Below are 21,173 nucleotides of genomic sequence, written 5' to 3' on the forward strand. Positions count from 1 at the left end.
TACGCCCGTCCGCCGTGCGGGCGCGGGACGCGTCAGCGGCGTCGCGCGGGCACGACGAGCAGGGCGGCGGCCGCGAGCAGCGCCGCACCGCCCAGCCACCACGCGAGGTCCGGCGCACGGCCGTGCGCGTCGGGCAGGGCGGGCGAGGCGGGCAGCGCGAGCACCGTGCCGGCCGGCACGGCGGGAGCGGCCACGGGCGCCTCGCCCGTGGTCACCGACCCGTCGGCGGCGGCGTCCGCGGGCCGCCGCACGGGCGCGGGGACGGGCCCCGCGGCCGAGGGCGGCAGCCGCACGACGGGCGGGGCGGCCGTGACCGGTGCCGTCGGTGCCGTCGGTGCAGTGGGGGCCGGCGGTGCCGTCGGCCCCGTGGGCCCCGTCGGCCCAGTGGGCCCCGGTGTCGGCTGCGGCGCGGGGTCGGGCACGGTGGGCGTCCACGTGACGGCCAGCTCCGTCGCGGGCTTGTACGCGTCGCGCGCGCCGCCCGAGGCGTACCAGTACGCCGCCTGGCCCGTGCGCACCTGGAAGTCCACGAACGACTGCGGGAACGCGCCCCACACGTCGCCGTCGCCGGCGGTCCGCTCGGCCTGCGGGGTGGCGGTGCCCGTCGCCACCGCGACGCCGAGGTAGTCCGGCAGCACGACGAGGCCGGAGGCCGCGTCGACCTCCACGTCCGTGAGCGTCGCCAGCACGACGTCCCGGGGTTCGAGCCGGACCCAGCGGCTCGTGTCCGCCATGTCGGTGCCCCAGCCGGACAGCCGGGCCGTGAGCGTCCCCGTGCCGTCCGGCGCCACGTCGAGCACGGGGTCCTGCGCGCTCCAGTACGTCATCCCGCCGTAGAGCGCGACGGTGAAGCCGCCGACCCAGGTCACGCGGGCGGTGCCCGCGACGGGGTCGACGACGCCCGTGCCGCCGTCCATCACGACCTGCGACCGCGTGGTGCCGCCGTTCGAGGCGGTGACCTGCTCGCCGTTCCCGTCGAGGCACCGCGTCGCCCAGGACGCGGTCGTCCACGTCCCGTCGGCGCCGGGCTTCTCGATCCGCACGTCGCCGGCGCGTGCCGAGTACAGCCCCTCGGACCGCGTCCAGACGTGCGCGTCGCCCGCGTCGCCGGAGACACCGGCGGACAGGAAGTTGCAGCCGCCGAAGTACGCGCCGGCACCGACCTCGGCGTTCACGCCCCAGCGCAGCTGGGCGTCGTCGACCTCGAGCTCCTCCGCGGGCGCGGTGGCCGTGGGTGTGGGTTCGGGTGTGGGCTCAGAAGTCGGCTCAGGCGTGGCCGTCGGCGACGCGGTGGCCGACGGCGAGCCCGTCGGCGTCGCACTGGGCGGGCTCGTCGGCGTGCTCGTCGGGGTTCCGGTGGGCGACGACGTCGGCGACCCGCCCACCTCGGTGAGCGCGCGCTCGTCGGACGGAACCTGGACGGGGTCACCGAGGGCGTAGTCGGCCCGGACGGGCGAGGCGACCTTGCGGGGCTGGATGCTCGACGCCCCGCCGGCCGTCGTGTACCAGTACGGGTGCTGCCCCGTGAGCCGCTGGAAGGCCAGGAAGTCCGCGGGGAACGCCCCCGACCACGGCTGCCCCCGCTCCTGGGCGGCGTCGCCGCCCGGGTCCGCCACGACGCCGAGGAAGTCGGGCGTGACCGTGAGCCCGGCCGGGTCGGACAGGTCGACGTCGGTCAGGGTCGCCAGGGTGACCGTGCGGGCGGGGACCCGCGCCCACCTGGTCGGGTCGTCGCGGTCGGCCGCGTAGCCGGACAGCGTCGCCGCGAGGGTGCCGGTGCCGTCCGAGCGCACGACGAGCACGGGGTCGGTCGCCGACCAGTACGTCATGCCGCCGTAGTAGACGACCGTGAACGAGCCCGCCCAGCGCACGACCGCGGTGCCCCGGTCCTGGTCGACCCAGCCGGCGCCGCCCGCGACCTGCACGACCATGCCGGTCGACGACGCGGCGTCGGACGTGGTCCGGCCGTTCACGGACGCGCCGTCCGCGTTCTCGCACCGCGTCGCCCACGTCACCGGCCCGAGCGCCCCCGACGAGGTCGGCTTGCGCACGCTCACCGCGCCCGCCGACGCCTGGAAGAAGCCGTCGGCCGCGGTCCAGGTCCGCGAGCTGCCGGTGGACCCGGCAGCCCCGGCGGACAGGAAGTTGCAGCCGCCGAAGTACGCGCCGCCGGAGGACTCGGCGTTCAGGCCCCAGGTCAGCACCGCGCCGTCGACACCGTGCGCGGTGAGCTCGTCGTCGGCGGGCAGCGCCGCGGCCGCCCCCAGGAGCACGGCCAGGACGGCGGCGACCGCTGCGACGACGGCGGCGCGCGCGGCGTGCACCCGGCGCGTGGCGTGGCGGGTCTCAGGCACCGGGCACCTCCGTGGCCGGCGACGAAGCCGGGCGTGGCGGGCGCAGGCGCCGGGCGCCCCGCACGCGCCAGACGACGGCCGCGACCAGCAGCAGGAACGCGGCGACGCCGAACGCGAACGCCGGCCAGCCCGGCCACCAGTCGGGCGCGTTCGACGCGGCGCCGTCGTCGACCGTGGCTCCCGCCGCATCGGCGGGCCGGACCGCGAACGTGATCTCGACGGGCGTACCCGACGTGGCGGACGTCGCGACGAGCGTGTGCGTCCCGGTCTCGAGGTCGGCGGGCAGCTGCAGCAGGCCGGCGAACGCTCCCCCGGTCCCGACCGTGAGCGGCCCGACCGCGGCGATCCCGTCGTCGAGCAGCACGACGACCTGCTCGCCCTGGGTGAACCCGCGACCGGTGAACGCGAGCACGTGCCCCGGCACGGCCCCCGTGGTGTCGGCGACGAGCTCGCGCTCGGTGGCCACCGGGCCATCGTCGGGCGCCGCGGTGGGCGCGGCCGTCGGGACCGCGGCGCCGCTCGTCGGCTCCGCACCGCCCTGCGCGGCCGCGGTCGGCTCCGCCGGCGCGGGAGAGGTCGGCGCCGACGTGGGTGCCGCCGCGGGCTCGTCGACCAGGTCGGTGAACGCGATCGGCGTGAACGTCTCGTTGCGCGCGTTGGTGACCCCGTGCGCGCCGATCGTGATGATCCCGCAGGTCACCTCGCGGCAGTCGACCGTCCTGAGGCCGCCGTCGCGGTCGGCGGCCTGGAACGTCGGCCCGGGCACCGTCATCGTCGTCGACCAGGTGCCGTCGGCCGCGACCGTGCCGCCGTTCGCGGCGTCCTCGGTGTCGGACCCGGGGAACGCCACGAAGCGCTGGTAGCCCGCGTTGTCCTTGCCCTCCGTGTCCGGCACGTAGAGGTAGTCCCCGGCGCCGACCGTGCCGCCCTGGCTGGGCCGCCAGCCCTCGCCGACCCAGCCGAACAGCACGTAGATCCCGCCGAACCCGCCCGGGATCGACTGGAAGCCGCGCCCGGACACCGTGACCGGGGTCGAGTACGTGACGTCCGCCTGCGCCTCCCCCTGCTCGTTGCGCACGGTGACGTCGGCGGCCGCGTGCGCGGGCGCCGCGAGCAGCGGGGCGGCGAGCGCCGCCAGGAGGGCGGCGAGCACGGTGGGTCGGGTGCGGTTCACGGGTGCCTCCGGACGGGGACGACGACGAGCTCGGGCGGGCCCGCGGCGCGCTCCCGGCGGATGACGTCGATGGGGTGGGCGTACACGCGCGTGAGCAGCTCGGGCGTGAGGACCTCGTCGGGCGTACCGGTCGCGGCGACCCCGCCCCGCTCGAGCACCGTCACGCGGTCGGCGTACGCCGCCGCCAGCGACAGGTCGTGCAGCACGACGACGACCGCCATGCCCAGGCCCGCGCACCGGCGCGCGATGCCGAGCACCTGCTCCTGGTGCGCGATGTCCAGGGCCGCGGTCGGCTCGTCGAGCAGCAGGACGCCCGTGCCCTGCGCCAGGACGCGCGCGAACGCCGTGCGTGCCTTCTCCCCGCCGGACAGGGTGGGGAACGTCCGGACGGCGAGGTGACCGACGTCGGTGGCGCGCAGCGCCGCGTCGACGACGACCTCGTCCTGGTCGGCGGCGGGCGTGCCCCGCCACGGCGCGCGACCCATGGCCACGACCTGCTCCGCCGTGAACGGGAACGTCAGTGTGTGCTCCTGGAGCAGCACCGCGCGCCGGCGCGCCAGCTCGGCCGCAGCGGGCAGGGGCTCGCCGGCCAGCCGGACCTCGCCCGCGTCGGGCGTGCGGTCACCCGCCAGCACGGCGAGCAGCGTGCTCTTGCCCGCGCCGTTCGGTCCGACGAGCGCGTGGACCTGACCGGCGGCCACCGCGACGTCCACGCCGTCGACGACCGGGCGGCCGCCGAGGACCACGCGCACGCCGTGCGCGGTCAGCGCCGGCGCCCGGTCCGCGGTCGCGGCGCTCATGCCCAGCCGCCCGAGGTCCGGCGCGTGCGGCGCAGCAGCCAGAAGAAGAACGGGCCGCCGACGAGCGCGGTCAGCATGCCGATCGGCAGGTCCGCGTAGGGCACCGCGGTGCGCGCGACGAGGTCGGCGACCAGCAGCAGCACGGCGCCGCCCAGCGCGCTCGCGGGGAGCAGGACGCGGTGACCGGGTCCGACGACCATGCGCACCAGGTGCGGCACGACGAGACCGACGAACGAGATGATCCCGCAGAACGCGACCGCGGCACCCGTGAGCAGGGCGACCACGACGATCGACACCCGCCGGAGCCGCTCGACGTCGACGCCCAGGTGGCTTGCCGCCCGGTCGCCGAGCGCGAGCAGGTCGAGCCTGCGGGCGAGCGTCTGCACCGCGACCAGGCCCAGCACGACGAGCACCGCGACGACCCCGACGTAGGGCCACCGCGTGCCGTTGAGCGAGCCGAGCTGCCAGAAGACGATCTGCTCGCGCGCCTGGGTGTCCCCGAGGAACGTGAGGAACGCCAGGCCGGCGCCGGCGACCGCGTTGACCGCGATGCCGGTGAGGATCAGGGTGACCACCTCCGTGCGACCGTTCGCGCGCGAGAGCGCGTAGACCGCGAACGCGGTCACCAGCGCCCCGGCGAACGCGAGCACCGCGATGGTCCACGTCCCCAGGAACGTCAGACCGAAGACGATCACCGAGCTCGCGGCGAGGGCCGCGCCGCTCGAGACGCCGACGACGCCGGGCTCCGCGAGGGGGTTGCCGAACACGCCCTGCATCACCGCGCCCGCCGTCGCGAGCGCGGCACCGACCAGCATCGCCATGGCGATGCGGGGGAACCGGATCGTCCACAGCGCCTCGTCGGCCAACGGGTGGCTCGCGGCGGACGCGCCGTCCAGCCCGAGCCGCCGCAGGACCGACCCGACCACCTCGGCCGGCGGCACGTGGAGCTGACCCACCACGGCGGCGACGAGCGCCGCCGCCACGAGCGCGACCAGGACGACGAGCAGCACGACGGCCCGCCGACGGTCGGTGGCCGGCGGGCGCGGCTCGTCGACGCGGGTGGCACCGGCGAGGTCGAGCGCGTTCGTGCCGGTCGAGAAGTCCATCAGGACCCCGGCGCGTAGATCGCCCGGGCGAGCGCGTCGAGCGTGTCCGCGGCGCGCGGCCCGAAGCTGAGCACCTGGGTGTCGGGCATGTCGACGACGCGCCGGTGCTGACCGGCGGGGGTCTGCGCGACGGCCGGCAGCCGCTCGAGCAGGCCGTCCACGCCGCCCACGGACTCGAGCCCCTTCGTCATCACGATGATCAGGTCGGGCTGTGCCTTCACGAGCCCCTCGTCGTTGACGGGCTTCATCCCGTCCCAGCCGATCTCGGCCGCGACGTCGAGCCCGCCGACCCCGTCGATCAGGTCGTCCGCGCCCGAGCCCTCGCCGAACATGTAGTAGACGCCGGCCTGGCCGCGGACGTAGAGGAACACCATCCGCAGCCTGTCGTTGGTGGCCTGCGGCGCGACGCTCGCGATCTCGGCGACCTTGGCGTCGATCTCCTCCTGCGCACGCTCGGCGAGCTCCGTTCCGAGCTCGGGGACCCCGAGCGCGTCCGCGACCTGCTGCGTCAGGTCCGCGACGCCGTCGAGGCTGCGGTGCGAGTCCACCACGACCACCGGGATGCCCGCGTCGCGCAGCTGCAGCACCACGTCCCACGGGCCGATGGACGTGTCGGTGATGACGACGCTCGGGTTCAGGCCCAGCACGGCCTCACCCGACAGCTCGTGCCCGCCGGGCGTGACGTTGGGCAGGTCCGCGATCTCGTCGAACGCCGACGACGTGTCCCGGCCGACGACGTCGTCCCCCAGCCCCAGCTCGAAGACGGTGCGGGCGAGCGTGCCGTACACGTCGAACGCGAGGATCCGGCTCACGTCGGTCACCGTCACCTCGGTGCCCTGCGCGTCGGTGACGGTCACCGGCAGCTGCGGCTGCGGGTCGGCGGAGACGGGCTCGACCGCCGCGTCCGCGACGCGCGCGCTGCTGGCGCCGACGTAGGACGCCGGGTCCGCCAGCGGGGTCGCGTCGGCGAGGGTCGTGGCTGTGCCGACGGTGCCGACGGTGCCGACGGCGTCCTCGCCGGTCGCCGATCCGGGCGCGGGCGAGGCGCCGCACGCGGTCAGCAGGGCGAGGAGGGCGACGAGCGCCGCGGACGCTCCTGCGAGGGAACGGCGGGTGCGCGGGACGGACAAGGGTGCCTGCTTCCTGGTGGTACGTGGCGACGACCGCGCGGCGGTGCGGTGCTCATGCGAGCCCGCCCCGCCGCGCCGGGTGTCACTTGACGGTGATGCTCCGCACCGTCGACGTGGCCTTGGCGACCGTGGACGAGCCCGCGTAGACGGCCGTGACCTTCCACGTGCCGGCCTTCGTGAGCCTCGGCGAGACCGCGGTGGCCTGGCCGTTCGCGAGCGTCACCGTGCGGGCCACGGTCGCGCCGGTCGACGACTTCCAGGTCACCGTGACCGTGCCCGTGGCCGGCACGCCGGTCGAGCGGACCGTCACCTTGACGCTGGACGTCGCGTTCCTGGCGACCGTCGCGCGGCTCGGCGTGGCCGTGACCGTCGCGGCACCCTTGGTGACCTTGACGACGGCCTTCGCGCTCGCCGCCTTGTGGTTGGCGTCGCCCGAGTACGTCACGACGAGCGTGCGCGTCCCGGCCGCGAGCCTGCCGCCCGCGATCGTGACCTTCGCCGAGCCGCTCTTCAGCGTGCCGGTGCCCAGGACCGTCGAGCCGAGCTTGACGGTCACCTTGCCGGTGGGCGTCGCGACGCCCGCCGGGCCGGAGACCTTCGCGGTGACCGCGACGGCCTTGCCCGCCACGGCCGTGGACGGTGCCGTGACGGTGGGCTTCGGCGTGGCCTTGGCGACGGTGAGCGTGGCCGGGGTCGTCTCGACGGTGCCCGCCGGGTTGGTCAGCACCGCGCGGTACAGCGAGCCCGACTGCGCCACGGCGCTCGTCGCGACCGTGAGGCGACGCGAGTCCGCGTCGGGAACCGTGGTCCAGCTCACGCCCTTGTCGGTCGAGACCTGCCACGCGTAGTCGACGTACCTGCCCGTCGTCGTGACCGCGAACCCGGCCGACGAGCCCACCGGGACGGACACGTCCGCGGGCGGGGTCGTCACGACGAGGCCGGGGATGTCGACGATCAGCCGCGCCGGGTCGGTGCGCACGGACGCGTTGCCGTCCTTGACGACGGCACGGAACAGCGCACCGTTGTCGGTCGACGCGGTCGTGAGCTCGTAGCTCGCGGCGGCCGCACCCGCGACGGGCTTCCAGGAGACGCCCTCGTCGTCGCTGCGCTCCCAGCCGAACGTCGCCGCGGTCGCGCCCGCGGCGGCCTGCGCGGTGAAGGTCGCGACGTCGCCCTCGGTCGCTCGGGCGTCCTGCGGCCCCGCCCCGGCCAGCTCGGCCGTGCCGAAGGAGATCGGCACGGACAGCTCCTGCGACGCGTTGGCGGCGGCCCCGCCGGCCGCGTACGTGTAGACGCCGTAGCTGCCGGCGAGCGCGTCGGCGGCGGACACGGTCAGGGTCGTGGTGAACGACCCGTCCGGCTCGACCAGGACGTACGCGGCATTGGTCCCGGCGGGGTTGAGGATGTCGAACGACTCCTGCGGGAGGGCCCACTTCTGGTCGATGACCTTGCGGGCCGAGCTCGCGGCCCCGGCGGACGGTCGCCACACGTCGGCGAACTTGCCGAAGATGACGTACACGCCGGTGGGCTTGCCGGGCAGCGGGGGCCGGTTCGCGCCGATGTTGGCGTTCGGCTGGAAGCCCGTGCCGGTGACCGTGATCGTCGTGGCCGCGTCGGCGTAGAAACCCGACGTCTGCGAGACCTCGAGCGAGGGCTCCCAGATCGTCCACGCCACGTCGAGGGGCACGGTCGGCTTGGCGGCATCGCGCGCGCCGCCGCTCGAGTACCAGTACGACGACTGGCCGGTGAGCTCCTGGAACGCCACGAAGTCCTGCGGGAAGGAGCCCCACGTCGCGCCCGTGCGCGTCTGCGCGGTCCCCGCGGTCGTGACCTCGACGCCCAGGTAGTCGGGCGTCACCGTCAGCCCGGTCGGCGTGACCTCGACGTCGGTGAGCGTCGCGAGCGTGACCTCACGCGGCGCGATCGCCTCCCACTGCTCCTGGTCCTCCATGCTCGCGCCGTAGCCCGACGCGGTGGCGGTGAGCGTGCCGGTGCCGTCCGCGGCGACCGTGAGCTCGGGGTCGGTCGCGGTCCAGTACGTGAGTCCGCCGTAGAACGCCACGGTGAACGACCCGTCCCAGGCGATCTCGGCGGTGCCGGCGGCGACGTCCACCGCGCCCTCGCCCGCCGACAGGCGCACGCGGTTCTTCGAGACGTTCGTCGTGCTGGCGGCGCTCACCGCGGCGCCGGACGGGTTCTGGCACCGGGTCGCCCACGTCGGCTGCGCGTACCCGCCCGCGGCGTCCGGCTTCTCGACGGTGACGTCGCCGTCGACCGTCCGGTAGAAGCCGTCCGCCTCGGTCCACACCCGCGACGAGCCGGTGTTCCCGGCGGCGCCGGCCGAGAGGAAGTTGCAGCCGCCGAAGTAGGCGCCGCCGCCGACCTCGTCGGACAGCCCCCAGGTCAGCTCGACGCCGTCGACGGCGACAGGCGACGGGTCCTCGGCCGCGGTCGCGGGCGCCGCGAGGGCGACGCCGAGCCCCGCGACGAGCGCGAGGGCGCCCGCGGACGCCACCGCCCGCGCGCCGAACGCACTGATGCGCATGGTGATCCCTTCAGGAGTCATCTGGTCCGGCGCCCCCAGCCGGTGATGAGGTGAGCCTAACCTCATATCAGTTAGGTTAGACATACCTCAGTACCAGTGACCTCGATCACGTCACCATGACGAAAGTCCTGATGAGCGGGCATCCGCCGCGCGATCCACCTGTTCGGGGGACGGACACGCGTCCACCTGACGAGACGGTCAGCCTTCGTCGAGCGCCAGCAGGTCGTCGACGGTCTCCCGGCGCAGCAGCGTGCGCACCTCCCCGGACCGCACGGCCACCACGGGCGGGCGCGTCAGGAGGTTGTAATTCGAGGCCATCGACCGCCCGTAGGCGCCGGTCGCCGCGACGGCCAGCAGGTCGCCGGCGCGCACGTCGCCCGGCAGCTGCACCTCGTGCACCAGGATGTCGCCCGACTCGCAGTGCTTGCCGACCACGCGGGCCAGCACGGGCGGGGCCGACGAGAGCCGCCCGACGACCTCCGCGTGGTAGCGGGCCCCGTACAGGGCGGGGCGGATGTTGTCGCTCATGCCCCCGTCGACGGACACGTACAGGCGCTCGGTCTCGTCGTCGACGCGCACGGGCTTGACGGTGCCGACCGTGTACAGCGTGAGGCCGGCAGGCCCGACGATCGCGCGCCCGGGCTCGATCGAGAACCGCGGCAGCGTCGTCCCCAGGTCCGCGGCGGCTGCCGCGACCGACGACGCGACGTCCTTGGCGATCCGGTCCGGGTCCAGGGCGACCTCGCCGGGCAGGTAGGCGATGCCGTACCCGCCGCCCAGGTCGACCTCGTCGACCAGCACGCCGGTGCGCAGCGCGAGCGCCGCGCGCAGCTCCAGCACCACGCGCGCGGCGACCTCGAAGCCCGACGGGTCGAGGATCTGCGAGCCGATGTGCGAGTGGATGCCCAGCAGGTGCAGCTCGGGGTGGTCGAGCACGGCGAGCAGCGCGGTCATGGCCGGCGCGTCCGCACCGTCCCGCGCGGTCACCGACAGGCCGAACTTCTGGTCCTCGTGCGCCGTCGAGATGTACTCGTGGCCGCCGGCGTGCACGCCGGTGGTCACGCGCACCATCACGGGTGCGGGGGGAAGCCCGTGGGCACGGACCAGCCCGGCGACGCGCTCCACCTCGACCAGCGAGTCGACGATGATCCGGCCGACGCCCGCCGTCAGGGCGGCGAGGAGCTCCTCGTCGGACTTGTTGTTGCCGTGCAGCCCGATGTCGGCGCCCGGGACGCCGGCCCGCAGCGCGACCGCGAGCTCGCCGCCCGACGCGGTGTCCACGCGCAGCCCTTCCTCGTGCACCCACCGCGCGACCGCGACCGAGAGGAACGCCTTGCCGGCGTAGTAGACGTCGACACCCGCCCCGACCTCGGCGAACGCCTGCGTGAACGCACGCCGGTACGACGAGGCGCGCGCCCGCAGGTCGGCCTCGTCGAGCACGTAGACGGGCGTGCCCACCTCCGCCGCGAGCCGCGCCACGGGCACGCCGCCCACGACGAGCGCGCCCTCGTCGTCCCGGACGACGCCGGTCGCCCAGGGCTCCCCCGGGACGCTCGTCACATCCGCTCCGGCGCGCTCACGCCCAGCAGACCCAGGCCGTTCGCGAGCACCTGCCGCGTCGCGTCGTTGAGCCACAGCCGCGTGCGGTGGACGTCGCCGACCTCCTCGTCGCCGAACGGCATGACCCGGCGCTGCCCGTACCAGGTGTGGTACGCGCCCGCGAGCTCCTCGAGGTACCGCGCGACGCGGTGCGGCTCGCGCAGGTTCGCGGCCTGCGCGACGACGCGGGGGAAGTCGGCGATCCGGCCGAGCAGCTCCGCCTCGGTCTCGTGGTCGAGCAGCCCCGCGTCGAACCCGTCCTCGCGCCGCACTCCCGCGTCGGCGGCGTTGCGCGCCACGTTGACGGTCCGGGCGTGCGCGTACTGCACGTAGTAGACGGGGTTCTCGTTCTTGGCGCTGGCCAGCAGGTCGAGGTCCAGGTCGATCGCGCTGTCGGCCGACGAGCGCGCGAGCGAGTACCGCGCGGCGTCGACGCCCACGGCCTCGACCAGGTCGTCGATCGTCACGACCGTGCCCGCGCGCTTGGACATCCGCACCGGCTGCCCGTCGCGGACCAGGTTCACCAGCTGGCCGATGAGGATCTCGAGGTTGACGTCCGGGTCGTCGCCGAAGGCGGCCGCGACCGCGCGCATGCGGCCGACGTACCCGTGGTGGTCGGCGCCGAGCATCATCACGACCCTGTCGAAGCCGCGCTCGCGCTTGTCGAGGTAGTACGCGATGTCGCCCGCGATGTACGCCGCCTCGCCGTCCGACTTGATGACGACGCGGTCCTTGTCGTCGCCGAAGTCGGTGGTGCGCAGCCACGTCGCGCCGTCCGCGTCGAACACGTGCCCGAGCTCGCGCAGCCGCGCGACCGCCCGCTCCACGGCTCCGGACTCGTGCACCGAGTCCTCGTGGAAGTACACGTCGAAGTCCACGCCGAAGTCGTGCAGCGACGTCTTGATCTCGGCGAACATCAGCTCCACGCCGCGCGCGCGGAAGGCCTCGGTGGCGTCGGCGTCGGCGAGCGTCGTCGGGTCCGGCTCGCCGGCCGCGGCGGCGTCCGCCACGACCTGCGCGGCGATCTCCGTGATGTAGTCGCCGCCGTACCCGTCCTCCGGCGCCTCCTGGCCGCGGGCGCGGGCGACGAGCGACCGCGCGAACCGGTCGATCTGCGCGCCGTGGTCGTTGAAGTAGTACTCGCGGGTCACGTCGGCGCCGGACGCCTCGAGCACGCGCGCGAGGCTGTCGCCCACGGCCGCCCAGCGCACGCCGCCGATGTGCAGCGGGCCGGTCGGGTTCGCGGAGACGAACTCGAGGTTGACCCGGTGCCCGGCCTCGGTGTCGTTGTGCCCGTACGACGAGCCCTGCTCGACGACCGTGCGCGCGAGCTCGCCCGCCGCCGCCGCGTCGAGCCGGATGTTGAGGAACCCGGGTCCGGCGATCTCCACCGCCGCGACGCCGGGGGTGCTCGCCAGCCGCTTCGCGAGCTCGTCGGCCATCGCCCGGGGGTTGGTGCCCGCCTTCTTGGCGAGCTGCAGCGCGACGTTGGTGGCCCAGTCCCCGTGCTCACGCTGACGGGGCCGCTCCAGGTGCACCTGCGCCGGGACGTCGGCGGGGTCGAGGGCGAACGTGCCGTCGGCGACGGCGGCCTGCAGGGCGGCCGCGAGCGCCTGGGAGAGCTGGTCGGGAGTCACCGGTCAAGGGTAGGGGAACCCGGCACCCGCTCGGCCGCGGCGCCCAGCACCTCCGGCCGGCACGCGCGCCACGCCGCGACCAGCAGCACGACGAGCAGTCCGATCAGCACCAGCAGCGGCGCGGTCCAGCTGCCCGTCGCGTCGTACAGCAGCCCGATCCCGAGCGGTCCCAGACCCGCCAGCGCGTAGCCGACGCCCTGCACCATGCCCGACAGCAGCACCGCGAGCGCCGGCGTCGCGGTGCGCAGGCCGATGAGCGCGAGCAGCACCGGGAAGGAGCTGGGCCCCAGCCCGAGCAGCACCATCCACACGGCGGTGCCGTGGGCGGGCGCCAGGAGCAGCCCCAGGTACCCGGCGGCCCAGCAGGCCACGAACCCTACGACGAGCGGGTACGGCGAGCGCATCCGCGCGGTCAGCACCGGCGCGACGAGCGACGCGGGCAGGCCGAGGATCGCGAACACCGCCAGCCACCGCCCGCCGACCTCGGTGCCCAGCCCGGCGTCGGCCAGGATCTCCGGCAGCCAGGCGAACACCGTGTAGGTGCCGAGCGAGTTCACCGCGAACGTCACCGCCATGGCCCAGGCGAGGTGCGAGCGCCAGACGAGGCGGGCGTCCCCGTCGCCCGCGGTCGTGACCACCGAGGCAGCCGGCCGCGGGGCTCGTCGGACCAGCTCCCGCAGGTGGGCGCGCGCCGTGACGGACCGGACCACCACCACGACCCACGGCACGGCGGCGACCACCCCGACGCCGGCCCACACGCCCACCGACCACCGCCAGCCCGCGGCCTGCGCGAGCGGCAGCGCGACGAGCGGCGGGACCGCCGTGCTGATCGACAGCGCGACGGAGTACGCCGCGGTGACGGGACCGATGCGGTCCGGGAAGTACCGCTTGACCAGCGGCGGCAGCAGCACGTTGCCCATGCCCATGCCCGCGAGCGCGACGACCGACCAGGCGAGGAACGCGGGCGCGGTACCGGACGCCGCGCGCAGCACCTCGCCCGCCGCGGACAGCAGCAGCGCGAGCACCATCGTCGGCTCCAGCCCCACCCGCCGGGCGAGCAGCGGCGCGAGCGAGCCGAACAGCGCGAAGGAGAGCACCGGGATGGTGCCCAGCAGGCCGGTCTCGGCGGACGTCAGCGGGACGTCCTGCCCCATCACGTCGAGGATCGGCGAGACCGCCGCGACGGCGATGCGCAGGTTGAGGCCCACCAGCACGATGCCGGCGAGCACGACGAGCCGACCGCGCCACGGCGCGGGGGTGTCAGGACGGACGTTCACGGGTCTCCGGGCGGCGCGGGGGCGGGGCGGGCTGGCGGGCGGGCTGGCGGACGGGCTGCGGGCGGGCTGGCGGGCGGACACGACGCGGTCGGTCGCAGGTCGGGTCTCGCGGGTCTGGCGGAGGCACGGCCGGGCGGTGTTGACTGCACCGCATGCCTGCACACGGAGTCCCTCGACGATGACGCGACGGACCGGTCTGATCGATTCGACCGTACAGGAGCTCCGGGGCCGGATCGCGAGCGGCGAGTGGCCGGTGGGCTCGCGGATCCCGCCCGAGCCGCAGCTGGTCGCCCTGCTCGGCGTGGGCCGCAACACGGTCCGCGAGGCGGTGCAGTCGCTGGTCCACGCCGGGCTGCTGGAGCGCCGGCAGGGATCGGGCACCTACGTGCTCTCCGCCTCCGAGCTCGCCGCCTCGATGGGCCGCCAGATCGCCGACGCGCGGCAGCGCGACGTGGTCGAGGTGCGCCGCGCGCTCGAGGCCGAGGCGGCGCGCCTCGCGTCGCGCCGCCGCACCGCCCTCGACGCCGCCGCCCTGATGGACCGGCGCGACGAGCGCGCGGCGGCCTACCTGTCGGCCGACATCGACGCCATGGTCGCCACCGACCTGGCGCTGCACCGCACGATCGTGCGCGCCGCCGCCAACCCGCTGCTGCTCTCGCTCTACGAGAACCTGATCGACGCGATCGGCGAGAACATCCGGTTCAACTTCGTCACCGACTACCACGGCCAGTCGGCGCACGACGGGCTGGTCGAGGCGATCGTCGCCGGCGACGAGGCGCGCGCGGTCAAGGAGACCGACCACTACCTGTCCGCCCTCCTCGGCGAGTCCTGACCCACGCGGTCGGGCTGGTAGTCTCGCTGGCTGATGCGTCCGCGCATCGCGCGCCCGTAGCTCAGCGGATAGAGCGTCTGCCTCCGGAGCAGAAGGTCGAAGGTTCGAATCCTTTCGGGCGCACCATGGGATCACCCAGCACCGAGGCCGCGCCGTCATCCCGACGGCGCGGCCTCGTCGTGTCTTCGCCGCTGGGCGCCGCTCCGGGATCCCGAGCCCGCACCGACCGATGCACGTCGGTCTCAGCGCCAGGTGCGCTGGGGGTTCCAGCCGAGCAGGCGGCGGGCCTTGTCGATACCGAGCAGCGTCTCGTGCCCGACGAGCTCGCGCCGCACCGGGACGTCGGGCAGGTGCGTCGCGACGAGCTCGGCGGTGGGCGTCGCCAGCACGGTGTCCGGTGACGCGATCACGAACGCCTCGAAGCCGCGCAGGTCGCTCTCGAGCGCGAGCCTGACGGCCTCGGCGCCGTCGACCGCGTCGATGTAGCTCCACAGGTTCCAGCCGCGCTGCTCGGGCGTGAAGGAGGCGAACTGCGCGTAGTCCTCCTCGACCATGACGTTCGAGAACCGCAGCCCCAGGATCTTCAGCTCGGGGTCCCACCGCGCGAAGTGCCGGGCCATCTCCTCCTCGACCGCCTTGCCGAGCGAGTAGGTGGACTCGGGACGCACGGCGTACTCCTCGTCGACCGGCACGTACGGCGGCGGGGTCTCGAAGGGCAGGCCCAGGACGGTCTCCGACGAGGCCCACACCACGTCCCGGATGCCCGCCTGGCGGGCGGCGAGGAAGACGTGGTGCGTCGCGACGACGTTGTTGGCGAACGTGGCCCCGCTCGGACGCAGGCCGGGCGCGGGGATCGCGGCCAGGTGCACCACGGCGTCCACGCCCCGGTACCGGTCGTCGACGCCGTGCAGCATCTCGACGACCTGGCCCAGGTCGGTCAGGTCGACGCGCGTGAACAACGCCGGCTGGTCCGGCGGCGGCGGCGCCACGTCGGCGTTCACCACCGTGTACCCGTGCTCCGCGAGGTGCTCGACCACCGCCCGGCCCAGCTTGCCGCTGCCACCCGTCACCACGACCGTCTGCATGGGAGCGACGTTACCGAGCCTCGCGTCTGCTCCGGACCGCGCGGACCCGGTTCTCCACGATCGTCTTGAGCTGCGCCCGCGTGAGCGCGCCGGTCGGCAGCGCCGCCGCCAGGTCCTCGACCAGCGCGTCGCGCGCGTCCTCGACGGCGGACGCGACGACGCTGCGGACCGCGGTCCGGAACGCTCGGCCGCTCCCGGTCGAGCCCGCGGCAGCCTCCTCCCACAGCTTGCGCGACTCGCTGCGGACGACGGTCCGCACGAGCTCCTCCATCTCCTCCAGCGTCACGGCCATCTCGTCGGCCTCCTCGTCCTGGTGCTGATCGGTGTCCGGGCCGTAGACCATGTGCCACGGCTCGTTGGCGACCGTGTCCTTGGCGAACCCGTACTCCGACCGGGCCCGCACCCAGGACCGGGCCGGCTCCGCGATGTCGATCGCGTTGCCGACCTCGTGCAGCGACTCCCCCGGGCGCGCCGCTGTCGCCGCCAGCTCGCCCCGCAGGAAGGCCGCGTAGAGCGCGGCCTGCTCGGCGTTCGTCCGTCCGGCGTCGGACAGGCACCCGCCGGGCATGCCCGCGGCCTTCATCCGCTCGTAGGCCCGCGCGGCGGAGGCGTCGAGCCAGCCCTGCTGCCCGTTGCGGCGGTTCACGTCGGAGATCGGCACACCGCTCATGGCCCACCTCCCCACGCCCTCGAGCTGTCCGTCCTCTCGCGAAGGAGGAGCCGCGGGGGCACCGCCACGGACATCCGGGCGGACCGTTGGTAGGTTCCCGAGGATGAGGCACGGGCAGCGGGACGGGCAGCGGGACGGGCAGCGCCGGGCGGCGTCCTGATGGACCACGTCGAGGTCTTCCTGCTCGTCATCGGGGCCGTGCTGGTCGGCGCCGCGTGCCGGCGCCGGGGGTGGCCCGCGCCGCTGGTGGTGGTCGGCGTCGCGATCCTGGTGTCGCTGATCCCGGCCGTCCCGCGGTACGAGGTCGACTCCGAGCTCCTGCTCGAGTTCGTGCTGCCGCCCCTGCTGTACTCGGCCGCCCTCGCGTCGTCCTACCGCGACTTCCGGGCGTCGCTGAACTCGATCACGCGGCTGGGCGTCGGGCTCGTGCTCGCGAGCGCGCTCGTCGTCGCGGCGACGTTCTGGCTCCTGGAGGACGTGCCGTTCGCCGTCGCGCTCGTGCTCGGTGCGGTGGTGGCACCGCCCGACGCGGTCGCCGCGGCGGCGGTCGGCCGGCGGCTCGGCCTGCCCCGGCGCGTGATGACCCTCCTCTCCGGCGAGAGCCTCATCAACGACGCCACGTCGCTCACGCTCTACAAGGTCGCGCTCGCGGGCGTCGCCACGGGCGCGTGGGAGCTCGGTGCCGGGCTCGCGACGTTCGCCGCGGCCGTCGTCGGGGGCGTCGTCGTCGGGTTCGCCATCGGCTGGGTGGTCCACCTGGTCCGGATGCGGCTCGACGACCCCGTGGTCGCGTCCGCGATCGGCCTCCTGACCCCCTTCGGCGCGTACTGGGCGGCGGAGGCGATCGGCGGCTCCGGTGTGCTGGCCGTCGTCACGGCGGGCCTGTACCTGGGCCACACCTCGCCGCGCGCGGGCTATGCGACGCGGCTCTACGAGGGGCCGATCTGGTCGACGCTCGACCTGCTGCTCGAGTCCTTCACCTTCGCCCTCATCGGCATGCAGCTCCCGTGGGTGGTGCGCGACGTCGTCTCCTCCGACCAGGGGTTCGCCCACGGGCTGGTGGTGTCCTTCGTCGTGCTCGGCACCGCGGTGCTGGTGCGGCCGCTGTACGTCTTCGGCACCGCGTGGTTCGACCGCCTCCGTCTGCCCGGCTCGCACCGGCCGCGGGGCGACTCGCTGACGCGCCGCGAGTCGGCGGTCGTCTCGTGGGCGGGCATGCGCGGCGTGGTCACCCTCGCCGCCGCGGCCGCGATCCCCGCGACGTCGGGCGGCGACCCGTTCCCCGAGCGCGCCACCATCCAGCTCGCCGCCTACACGGTCGCGATCGGCACGCTCCTGCTGCAGGGCCTGTCCCTGCCGTGGGTCATCACCCGGCTCGGCGTCGGCTCCGCGCAGGAGGTGGCCGACGACGCGGCGCAGGAGGCGGGCATGCGCCTCGCGGCGGCGGACGCGGTGCAGGAGTACTTCGAGGGTCGTCGCGACCAGCTCGAGCGGGAGTTCGGCCGCGAGCGCGCGGAGCAGATGATCGAGCGCATGTCCTCGGGCTGGCGGCAGCGTGCGTCCGCGGCCGCCGTCATGCTCGACCCCGAGCACGCGGAGGAGCTGCTGCCCGACGGCGTCACGCCGCAGGACGCGGCGGAGAAGGGCCTGGGCACGATCGGCGGCGCCGCCGCCCGACGGCTGCCCGCGGCGGCCGCGGGCCGCAAGATGCAGGCGATGCGGCGCGCGCTCATCGCGACGCAGCGCGAGGTCCTCATGGAGCACCGCGACGCGGGTGACCTCGACGAGTCCGTGATGCGGCGCATGATGCGCGAGCTGGACCTCGAGGAGGAGGCGCTGGCCTCGTCGTGGGTCACGCGCCTGCGGGACTGAGCCCGCTGCCGACGCGGTCCGACGAGCGGGACCGAGGTCCCGCGGCGCTCCGCCCGACGCCGGTCGGCGGCCGTCCCGCGCCGCCCGGGGGACTTTCATCCCACGACTACGACGACGCCCGTCCCTAGCGTCGAGACATCGGGTCGGACGAGCCTCCAGCACTCGTCCGAGCCCCCGAGTCCGTCTCGACCAGGGAGTCACGGTGAGCACCACCGCCAGCAGCACCCGCCCGTCCAAGAGCCGCAAGCCCGAGACCTCGAGCACCGTCGCGGCGCCCGCCGTCGGCGTGCAGGCGCAGGACGACGTGGAGCGCACGATCGACGAGCTCGTCGCGAACGCCACGAAGGCGCTCGCGCAGTTCGAGTCCATGACGCAGGAGGACGTCGACCGGTTCGTCAAGAAGGGCGCGGTCGCCGCGCTCGACCAGCACGGTCAGCTCGCCAAGCTCGCGGTCGACGAGACCGGACGCGGCGTCTTCGAGGACAAGGCCGTCAAGAACATCTTCGCGTGCGAGCACGTGACCAACTCGATGGCGGACCTCAAGACGGTCGGCGTGATCCACGTCGACGACATCAACGGCATCACCGAGATCGCCGAGCCCGTCGGGGTCATCGCGGGCATCACCCCCGTCACCAACCCGACGTCGACCGCGATCTTCAAGTCGCTCATCTCGCTCAAGACCCGCAACCCGATCATCTTCGCGTTCCACCCCAACGCGCAGCGCTCGTCGATGGCGGCCGCGAAGGTCGTGCGCGACGCGGCCGTGGCCGCGGGCGCCCCCGAGCACTGCATCCAGTGGGTCGAGGTGCCCTCGCTCGCCGCGACCGGCGCGCTCATGAACCACCCGGGCGTCGCGACGATCCTGGCGACCGGCGGCAACGCGATGGTGAAGGCCGCGTACTCGTGCGGCAAGCCGGCCCTCGGCGTCGGTGCGGGCAACGTGCCCGCGTACATCGAGAAGACCGCCAAGCTGGCCCGCGCGGTGAACGACGTCGTGCTCTCCAAGGCGTTCGACAACGGCGTGATCTGCGCGTCCGAGCAGGCCGCGATCATCGACACCGAGGTCTACGACGCCGCGATGGCCGAGTTCGCCCGGCTGCACGCCTACCGGACCACGCCCGCCGAGAAGGCGCTGCTCGAGCAGTTCGTCTTCGGCGTCGAGGCCGGCGGGGAGAACTGCGCCGGCGCGAAGCTCAACCCGACCGTCGTCGGCAAGTCCCCGGTGTGGATCGCGGAGCAGGCCGGGTTCACCGTCCCCGCGGACACCTCGATCATCCTCGCGGAGGTCACGGGCGTCGGCCCCGACGAGCCGCTGACGCGCGAGAAGCTGTGCCCCGTCCTGGCGGTGCTGCGCTCGACCTCGACCGAGGAGGGCATCCGCCTCGCGGAGCAGATGGTGGAGTTCGACGGCCTGGGCCACTCGGCCGCGATCCACACGCAGGACGAGGCGCTGACCGTGGAGTTCGGCAAGCGCGTCAAGGCGATCCGCGTGATCTGCAACGCGCCGTCCTCGCTCGGTGGCATCGGCGACATCTACAACGCCTTCATCCCCTCGCTGACGCTGGGCTGCGGCTCCTACGGCCACAACTCGGTGTCCAACAACGTCTCGGCGGTGAACCTCATCAACGTCAAGCGCGTGGGCCGACGCAACAACAACCTGCAGTGGTTCAAGGTGCCGGCCAAGACCTACTTCGAGCCGAACGCGATCCGCTACCTCGCGGACATGCCCGACGTCGAGCGCGTCACCATCGTCACCGACGCGACCATGACGACCCTCGGGTTCGTCGACAAGGTGCTCGACATGCTGCACCGCCGCGGCAACAACGTCGCCGTGCAGATCATCGACGAGGTCGAGCCCGAGCCCTCGGTCCGTACCGTCCAGAAGGGTGCCGCGAGCATGCGGCACTTCGAGCCCGACACGATCATCGCGCTCGGTGGCGGCTCGCCGATGGACGCCGCGAAGGTCATGTGGCTGCTGTACGAGCACCCGGAGATCAACTTCTCCGACCTCAAGCAGAAGTTCTTCGACGTCCGCAAGCGCGCGTTCAAGTTCCCGACGCTGGGCGAGAAGGCGCACCTGGTGTGCATCCCGACGACGTCCGGCACGGGCGCGGAGGTCACGCCGTTCGCGGTCATCTCCGACCCGGACGCGGGCAAGAAGTACCCGCTCGCGGACTACGCGCTGACCCCGACGGTCGCGATCATCGACCCGGTCCTCACCTCGAAGATGCCGCGCTCGCTCGCCGCCGACTCGGGCTTCGACGCCCTCACGCACGCCACCGAGGCGTACGTCTCGGTCTACGCGAACGACTTCACCGACGGCATGGCGCTGCAGGCGATCCGCCTGATCTTCGACAACCTGGCGATGTCGGTCAACGGCGAGCCGGGCGACCCGCTCACGCAGGACGCCCGCGAGAAGATGCACAACGCGGGCACGATCGCGGGCATGGCGTTCGGCAACGCCTTCCTCGGCATCGTGCACGCGATGGCGCACGTCGTCGGGTCGACCTACCACCTGGTGCACGGCCGGACGAACGCCACGCTGCTGCCGCACGTCATCCGGTACAACGGGACGGTCCCGACGAAGCTCACGAGCTGGCCGAAGTACGAGAGCTACGTCGCGCCGGAGCGGTTCCAGGCGATCGCGCAGATGCTCGGGCTGCCGGCCGCGACCCCCGAGCAGGGCGTCGAGTCCTACGCCCGGGCGGTCGAGTCGCTCCGCGCCAAGGTCGGCATCCCCTCGTCGTTCCAGGCGCAGGGCGTCGACGAGCAGGAGTTCCTCGGCCGGCTCGACGAGGTGGCCATGGGCGCCTACGAGGACCAGTGCGCACCGGCCAACCCGCGCATGCCGATGATCGAGGACATGAAGGCCATCATGACCGCGGCCTACTACGGAACGTCGCTGGAGGACGTCCGGGGCCGCACGGGCGAGACGAAGGGCTGACCACCTTCGAGGCCTCCCGGGCCGGTGCCCCCGCACCCCCGGTCGAGGGCACTCGCCCACCGACGCCCCACCCGGCTCATCCCTCGCCGGGTGGGGCGTCGTCGTCCCCGGTCACGCGCTTCGGTTGCGTCCCGCGCGGACTTCACGC

General features: G+C 74.2%; 14 protein-coding genes and 1 tRNA gene. 4 read left to right on the forward strand and 11 right to left on the reverse strand.

Annotated features, from left to right (window positions below):
- Positions 1 to 32: 32 nt before the first annotated feature.
- From KIN34_RS00240 to KIN34_RS00280, 9 genes are all read right to left on the reverse strand, one after another.
- On the reverse strand, positions 33 to 2,354 hold the full coding sequence (locus KIN34_RS00240; protein WP_214345730.1) for a hypothetical protein: 2,322 nt from the start codon (positions 2,352 to 2,354) through the stop codon (positions 33 to 35).
- Positions 2,347 to 3,528, reverse strand: coding sequence for a hypothetical protein (locus KIN34_RS00245; protein WP_214345731.1), 1,182 nt, complete (start codon positions 3,526 to 3,528; stop codon positions 2,347 to 2,349). Before KIN34_RS00245 ends, KIN34_RS00240 begins: the two co-directional genes overlap by 8 nt.
- Positions 3,525 to 4,328 (reverse strand): heme ABC transporter ATP-binding protein, encoded by an 804-nt coding sequence (locus KIN34_RS00250; protein WP_214345732.1) that lies wholly within the window; start codon positions 4,326 to 4,328, stop codon positions 3,525 to 3,527. Before KIN34_RS00250 ends, KIN34_RS00245 begins: the two co-directional genes overlap by 4 nt.
- A complete protein-coding gene (locus KIN34_RS00255) occupies positions 4,325 to 5,434 on the reverse strand; it encodes a FecCD family ABC transporter permease (RefSeq protein WP_214345733.1) in 1,110 nt (369 codons plus the stop codon). Before KIN34_RS00255 ends, KIN34_RS00250 begins: the two co-directional genes overlap by 4 nt.
- Positions 5,434 to 6,564: a heme/hemin ABC transporter substrate-binding protein gene (locus KIN34_RS00260; protein WP_214345734.1), complete on the reverse strand. Its 1,131-nt coding sequence runs from the start codon at positions 6,562 to 6,564 to the stop codon at positions 5,434 to 5,436. Before KIN34_RS00260 ends, KIN34_RS00255 begins: the two co-directional genes overlap by 1 nt.
- An 82-nt stretch (positions 6,565 to 6,646) precedes the next feature.
- A complete protein-coding gene (locus KIN34_RS00265; RefSeq protein ID WP_214345735.1) occupies positions 6,647 to 9,109 on the reverse strand; it encodes an Ig-like domain repeat protein in 2,463 nt (820 codons plus the stop codon).
- A 198-nt stretch (positions 9,110 to 9,307) separates the two neighbouring features.
- Entirely contained in the window at positions 9,308 to 10,669 is a 1,362-nt protein-coding gene (gene lysA / locus KIN34_RS00270) for a diaminopimelate decarboxylase (protein ID WP_214345736.1), read from the reverse strand.
- On the reverse strand, positions 10,666 to 12,345 hold the full coding sequence (argS, locus tag KIN34_RS00275; RefSeq protein WP_214345737.1) for an arginine--tRNA ligase: 1,680 nt from the start codon (positions 12,343 to 12,345) through the stop codon (positions 10,666 to 10,668). The genes lysA and argS overlap by 4 nt, the downstream gene beginning before the upstream one ends.
- On the reverse strand, positions 12,342 to 13,622 hold the full coding sequence (locus KIN34_RS00280; protein ID WP_214345738.1) for an MFS transporter: 1,281 nt from the start codon (positions 13,620 to 13,622) through the stop codon (positions 12,342 to 12,344). Before KIN34_RS00280 ends, argS begins: the two co-directional genes overlap by 4 nt.
- A 178-nt stretch (positions 13,623 to 13,800) precedes the next feature.
- On the opposite strand from KIN34_RS00280, the gene KIN34_RS00285 reads away from it, so the two are divergent.
- Together KIN34_RS00285 and KIN34_RS00290 are read left to right on the forward strand one after the other, a co-directional pair.
- The gene (locus tag KIN34_RS00285) at positions 13,801 to 14,454 is read left to right on the forward strand and encodes a FadR/GntR family transcriptional regulator (protein WP_214345739.1); all 654 of its coding nucleotides are present in this window, start codon (positions 13,801 to 13,803) and stop codon (positions 14,452 to 14,454) included.
- 50 nt (positions 14,455 to 14,504) lie between these two features.
- Positions 14,505 to 14,580: transfer RNA gene (locus KIN34_RS00290), tRNA-Arg, on the forward strand.
- Between the two features lie 116 nt (positions 14,581 to 14,696).
- Here the strand turns inward: KIN34_RS00290 and KIN34_RS00295 are convergent.
- Both KIN34_RS00295 and KIN34_RS00300 read right to left on the reverse strand, forming a co-directional pair.
- Entirely contained in the window at positions 14,697 to 15,539 is an 843-nt protein-coding gene (locus KIN34_RS00295) for an NAD-dependent epimerase/dehydratase family protein (RefSeq protein ID WP_214345740.1), read from the reverse strand.
- 10 nt (positions 15,540 to 15,549) lie between these two features.
- The gene (locus tag KIN34_RS00300; protein WP_214345741.1) at positions 15,550 to 16,209 is read right to left on the reverse strand and encodes a M15 family metallopeptidase; all 660 of its coding nucleotides are present in this window, start codon (positions 16,207 to 16,209) and stop codon (positions 15,550 to 15,552) included.
- Between the two features lie 159 nt (positions 16,210 to 16,368).
- Between KIN34_RS00300 and KIN34_RS00305 the strand changes: the two genes are divergently transcribed.
- Positions 16,369 to 18,081: a cation:proton antiporter gene (locus KIN34_RS00305; RefSeq protein WP_214345742.1), complete on the forward strand. Its 1,713-nt coding sequence runs from the start codon at positions 16,369 to 16,371 to the stop codon at positions 18,079 to 18,081.
- 202 nt (positions 18,082 to 18,283) lie between these two features.
- On the forward strand, positions 18,284 to 21,025 hold the full coding sequence (gene adhE / locus KIN34_RS00310) for a bifunctional acetaldehyde-CoA/alcohol dehydrogenase (RefSeq protein ID WP_307858011.1): 2,742 nt from the start codon (positions 18,284 to 18,286) through the stop codon (positions 21,023 to 21,025).
- Positions 21,026 to 21,173 lie beyond the last annotated feature (148 nt).

Source organism: Cellulomonas fulva (assembly GCF_018531375.1).
GTDB classification, from domain to species: Bacteria; Actinomycetota; Actinomycetes; order Actinomycetales; family Cellulomonadaceae; genus Cellulomonas; species Cellulomonas fulva.

What these genes read in the sequence shown, in the direction of transcription:
- KIN34_RS00250 (WP_214345732.1), bottom strand. Translation starts at nt 4,328, where the DNA reads ATGAGCGCCGCGACCGCGGACCGGGCGCCGGCGCTGACCGCGCACGGC.
- KIN34_RS00255 (WP_214345733.1), bottom strand. Translation starts at nt 5,434, where the DNA reads ATGGACTTCTCGACCGGCACGAACGCGCTCGACCTCGCCGGTGCCACC.
- KIN34_RS00265 (WP_214345735.1), bottom strand. Translation starts at nt 9,109, where the DNA reads ATGCGCATCAGTGCGTTCGGCGCGCGGGCGGTGGCGTCCGCGGGCGCC.
- KIN34_RS00285 (WP_214345739.1), top strand. Translation starts at nt 13,801, where the DNA reads ATGACGCGACGGACCGGTCTGATCGATTCGACCGTACAGGAGCTCCGG.
- KIN34_RS00295 (WP_214345740.1), bottom strand. Translation starts at nt 15,539, where the DNA reads ATGCAGACGGTCGTGGTGACGGGTGGCAGCGGCAAGCTGGGCCGGGCG.
- KIN34_RS00300 (WP_214345741.1), bottom strand. Translation starts at nt 16,209, where the DNA reads ATGAGCGGTGTGCCGATCTCCGACGTGAACCGCCGCAACGGGCAGCAG.
- KIN34_RS00305 (WP_214345742.1), top strand. Translation starts at nt 16,369, where the DNA reads ATGGACCACGTCGAGGTCTTCCTGCTCGTCATCGGGGCCGTGCTGGTC.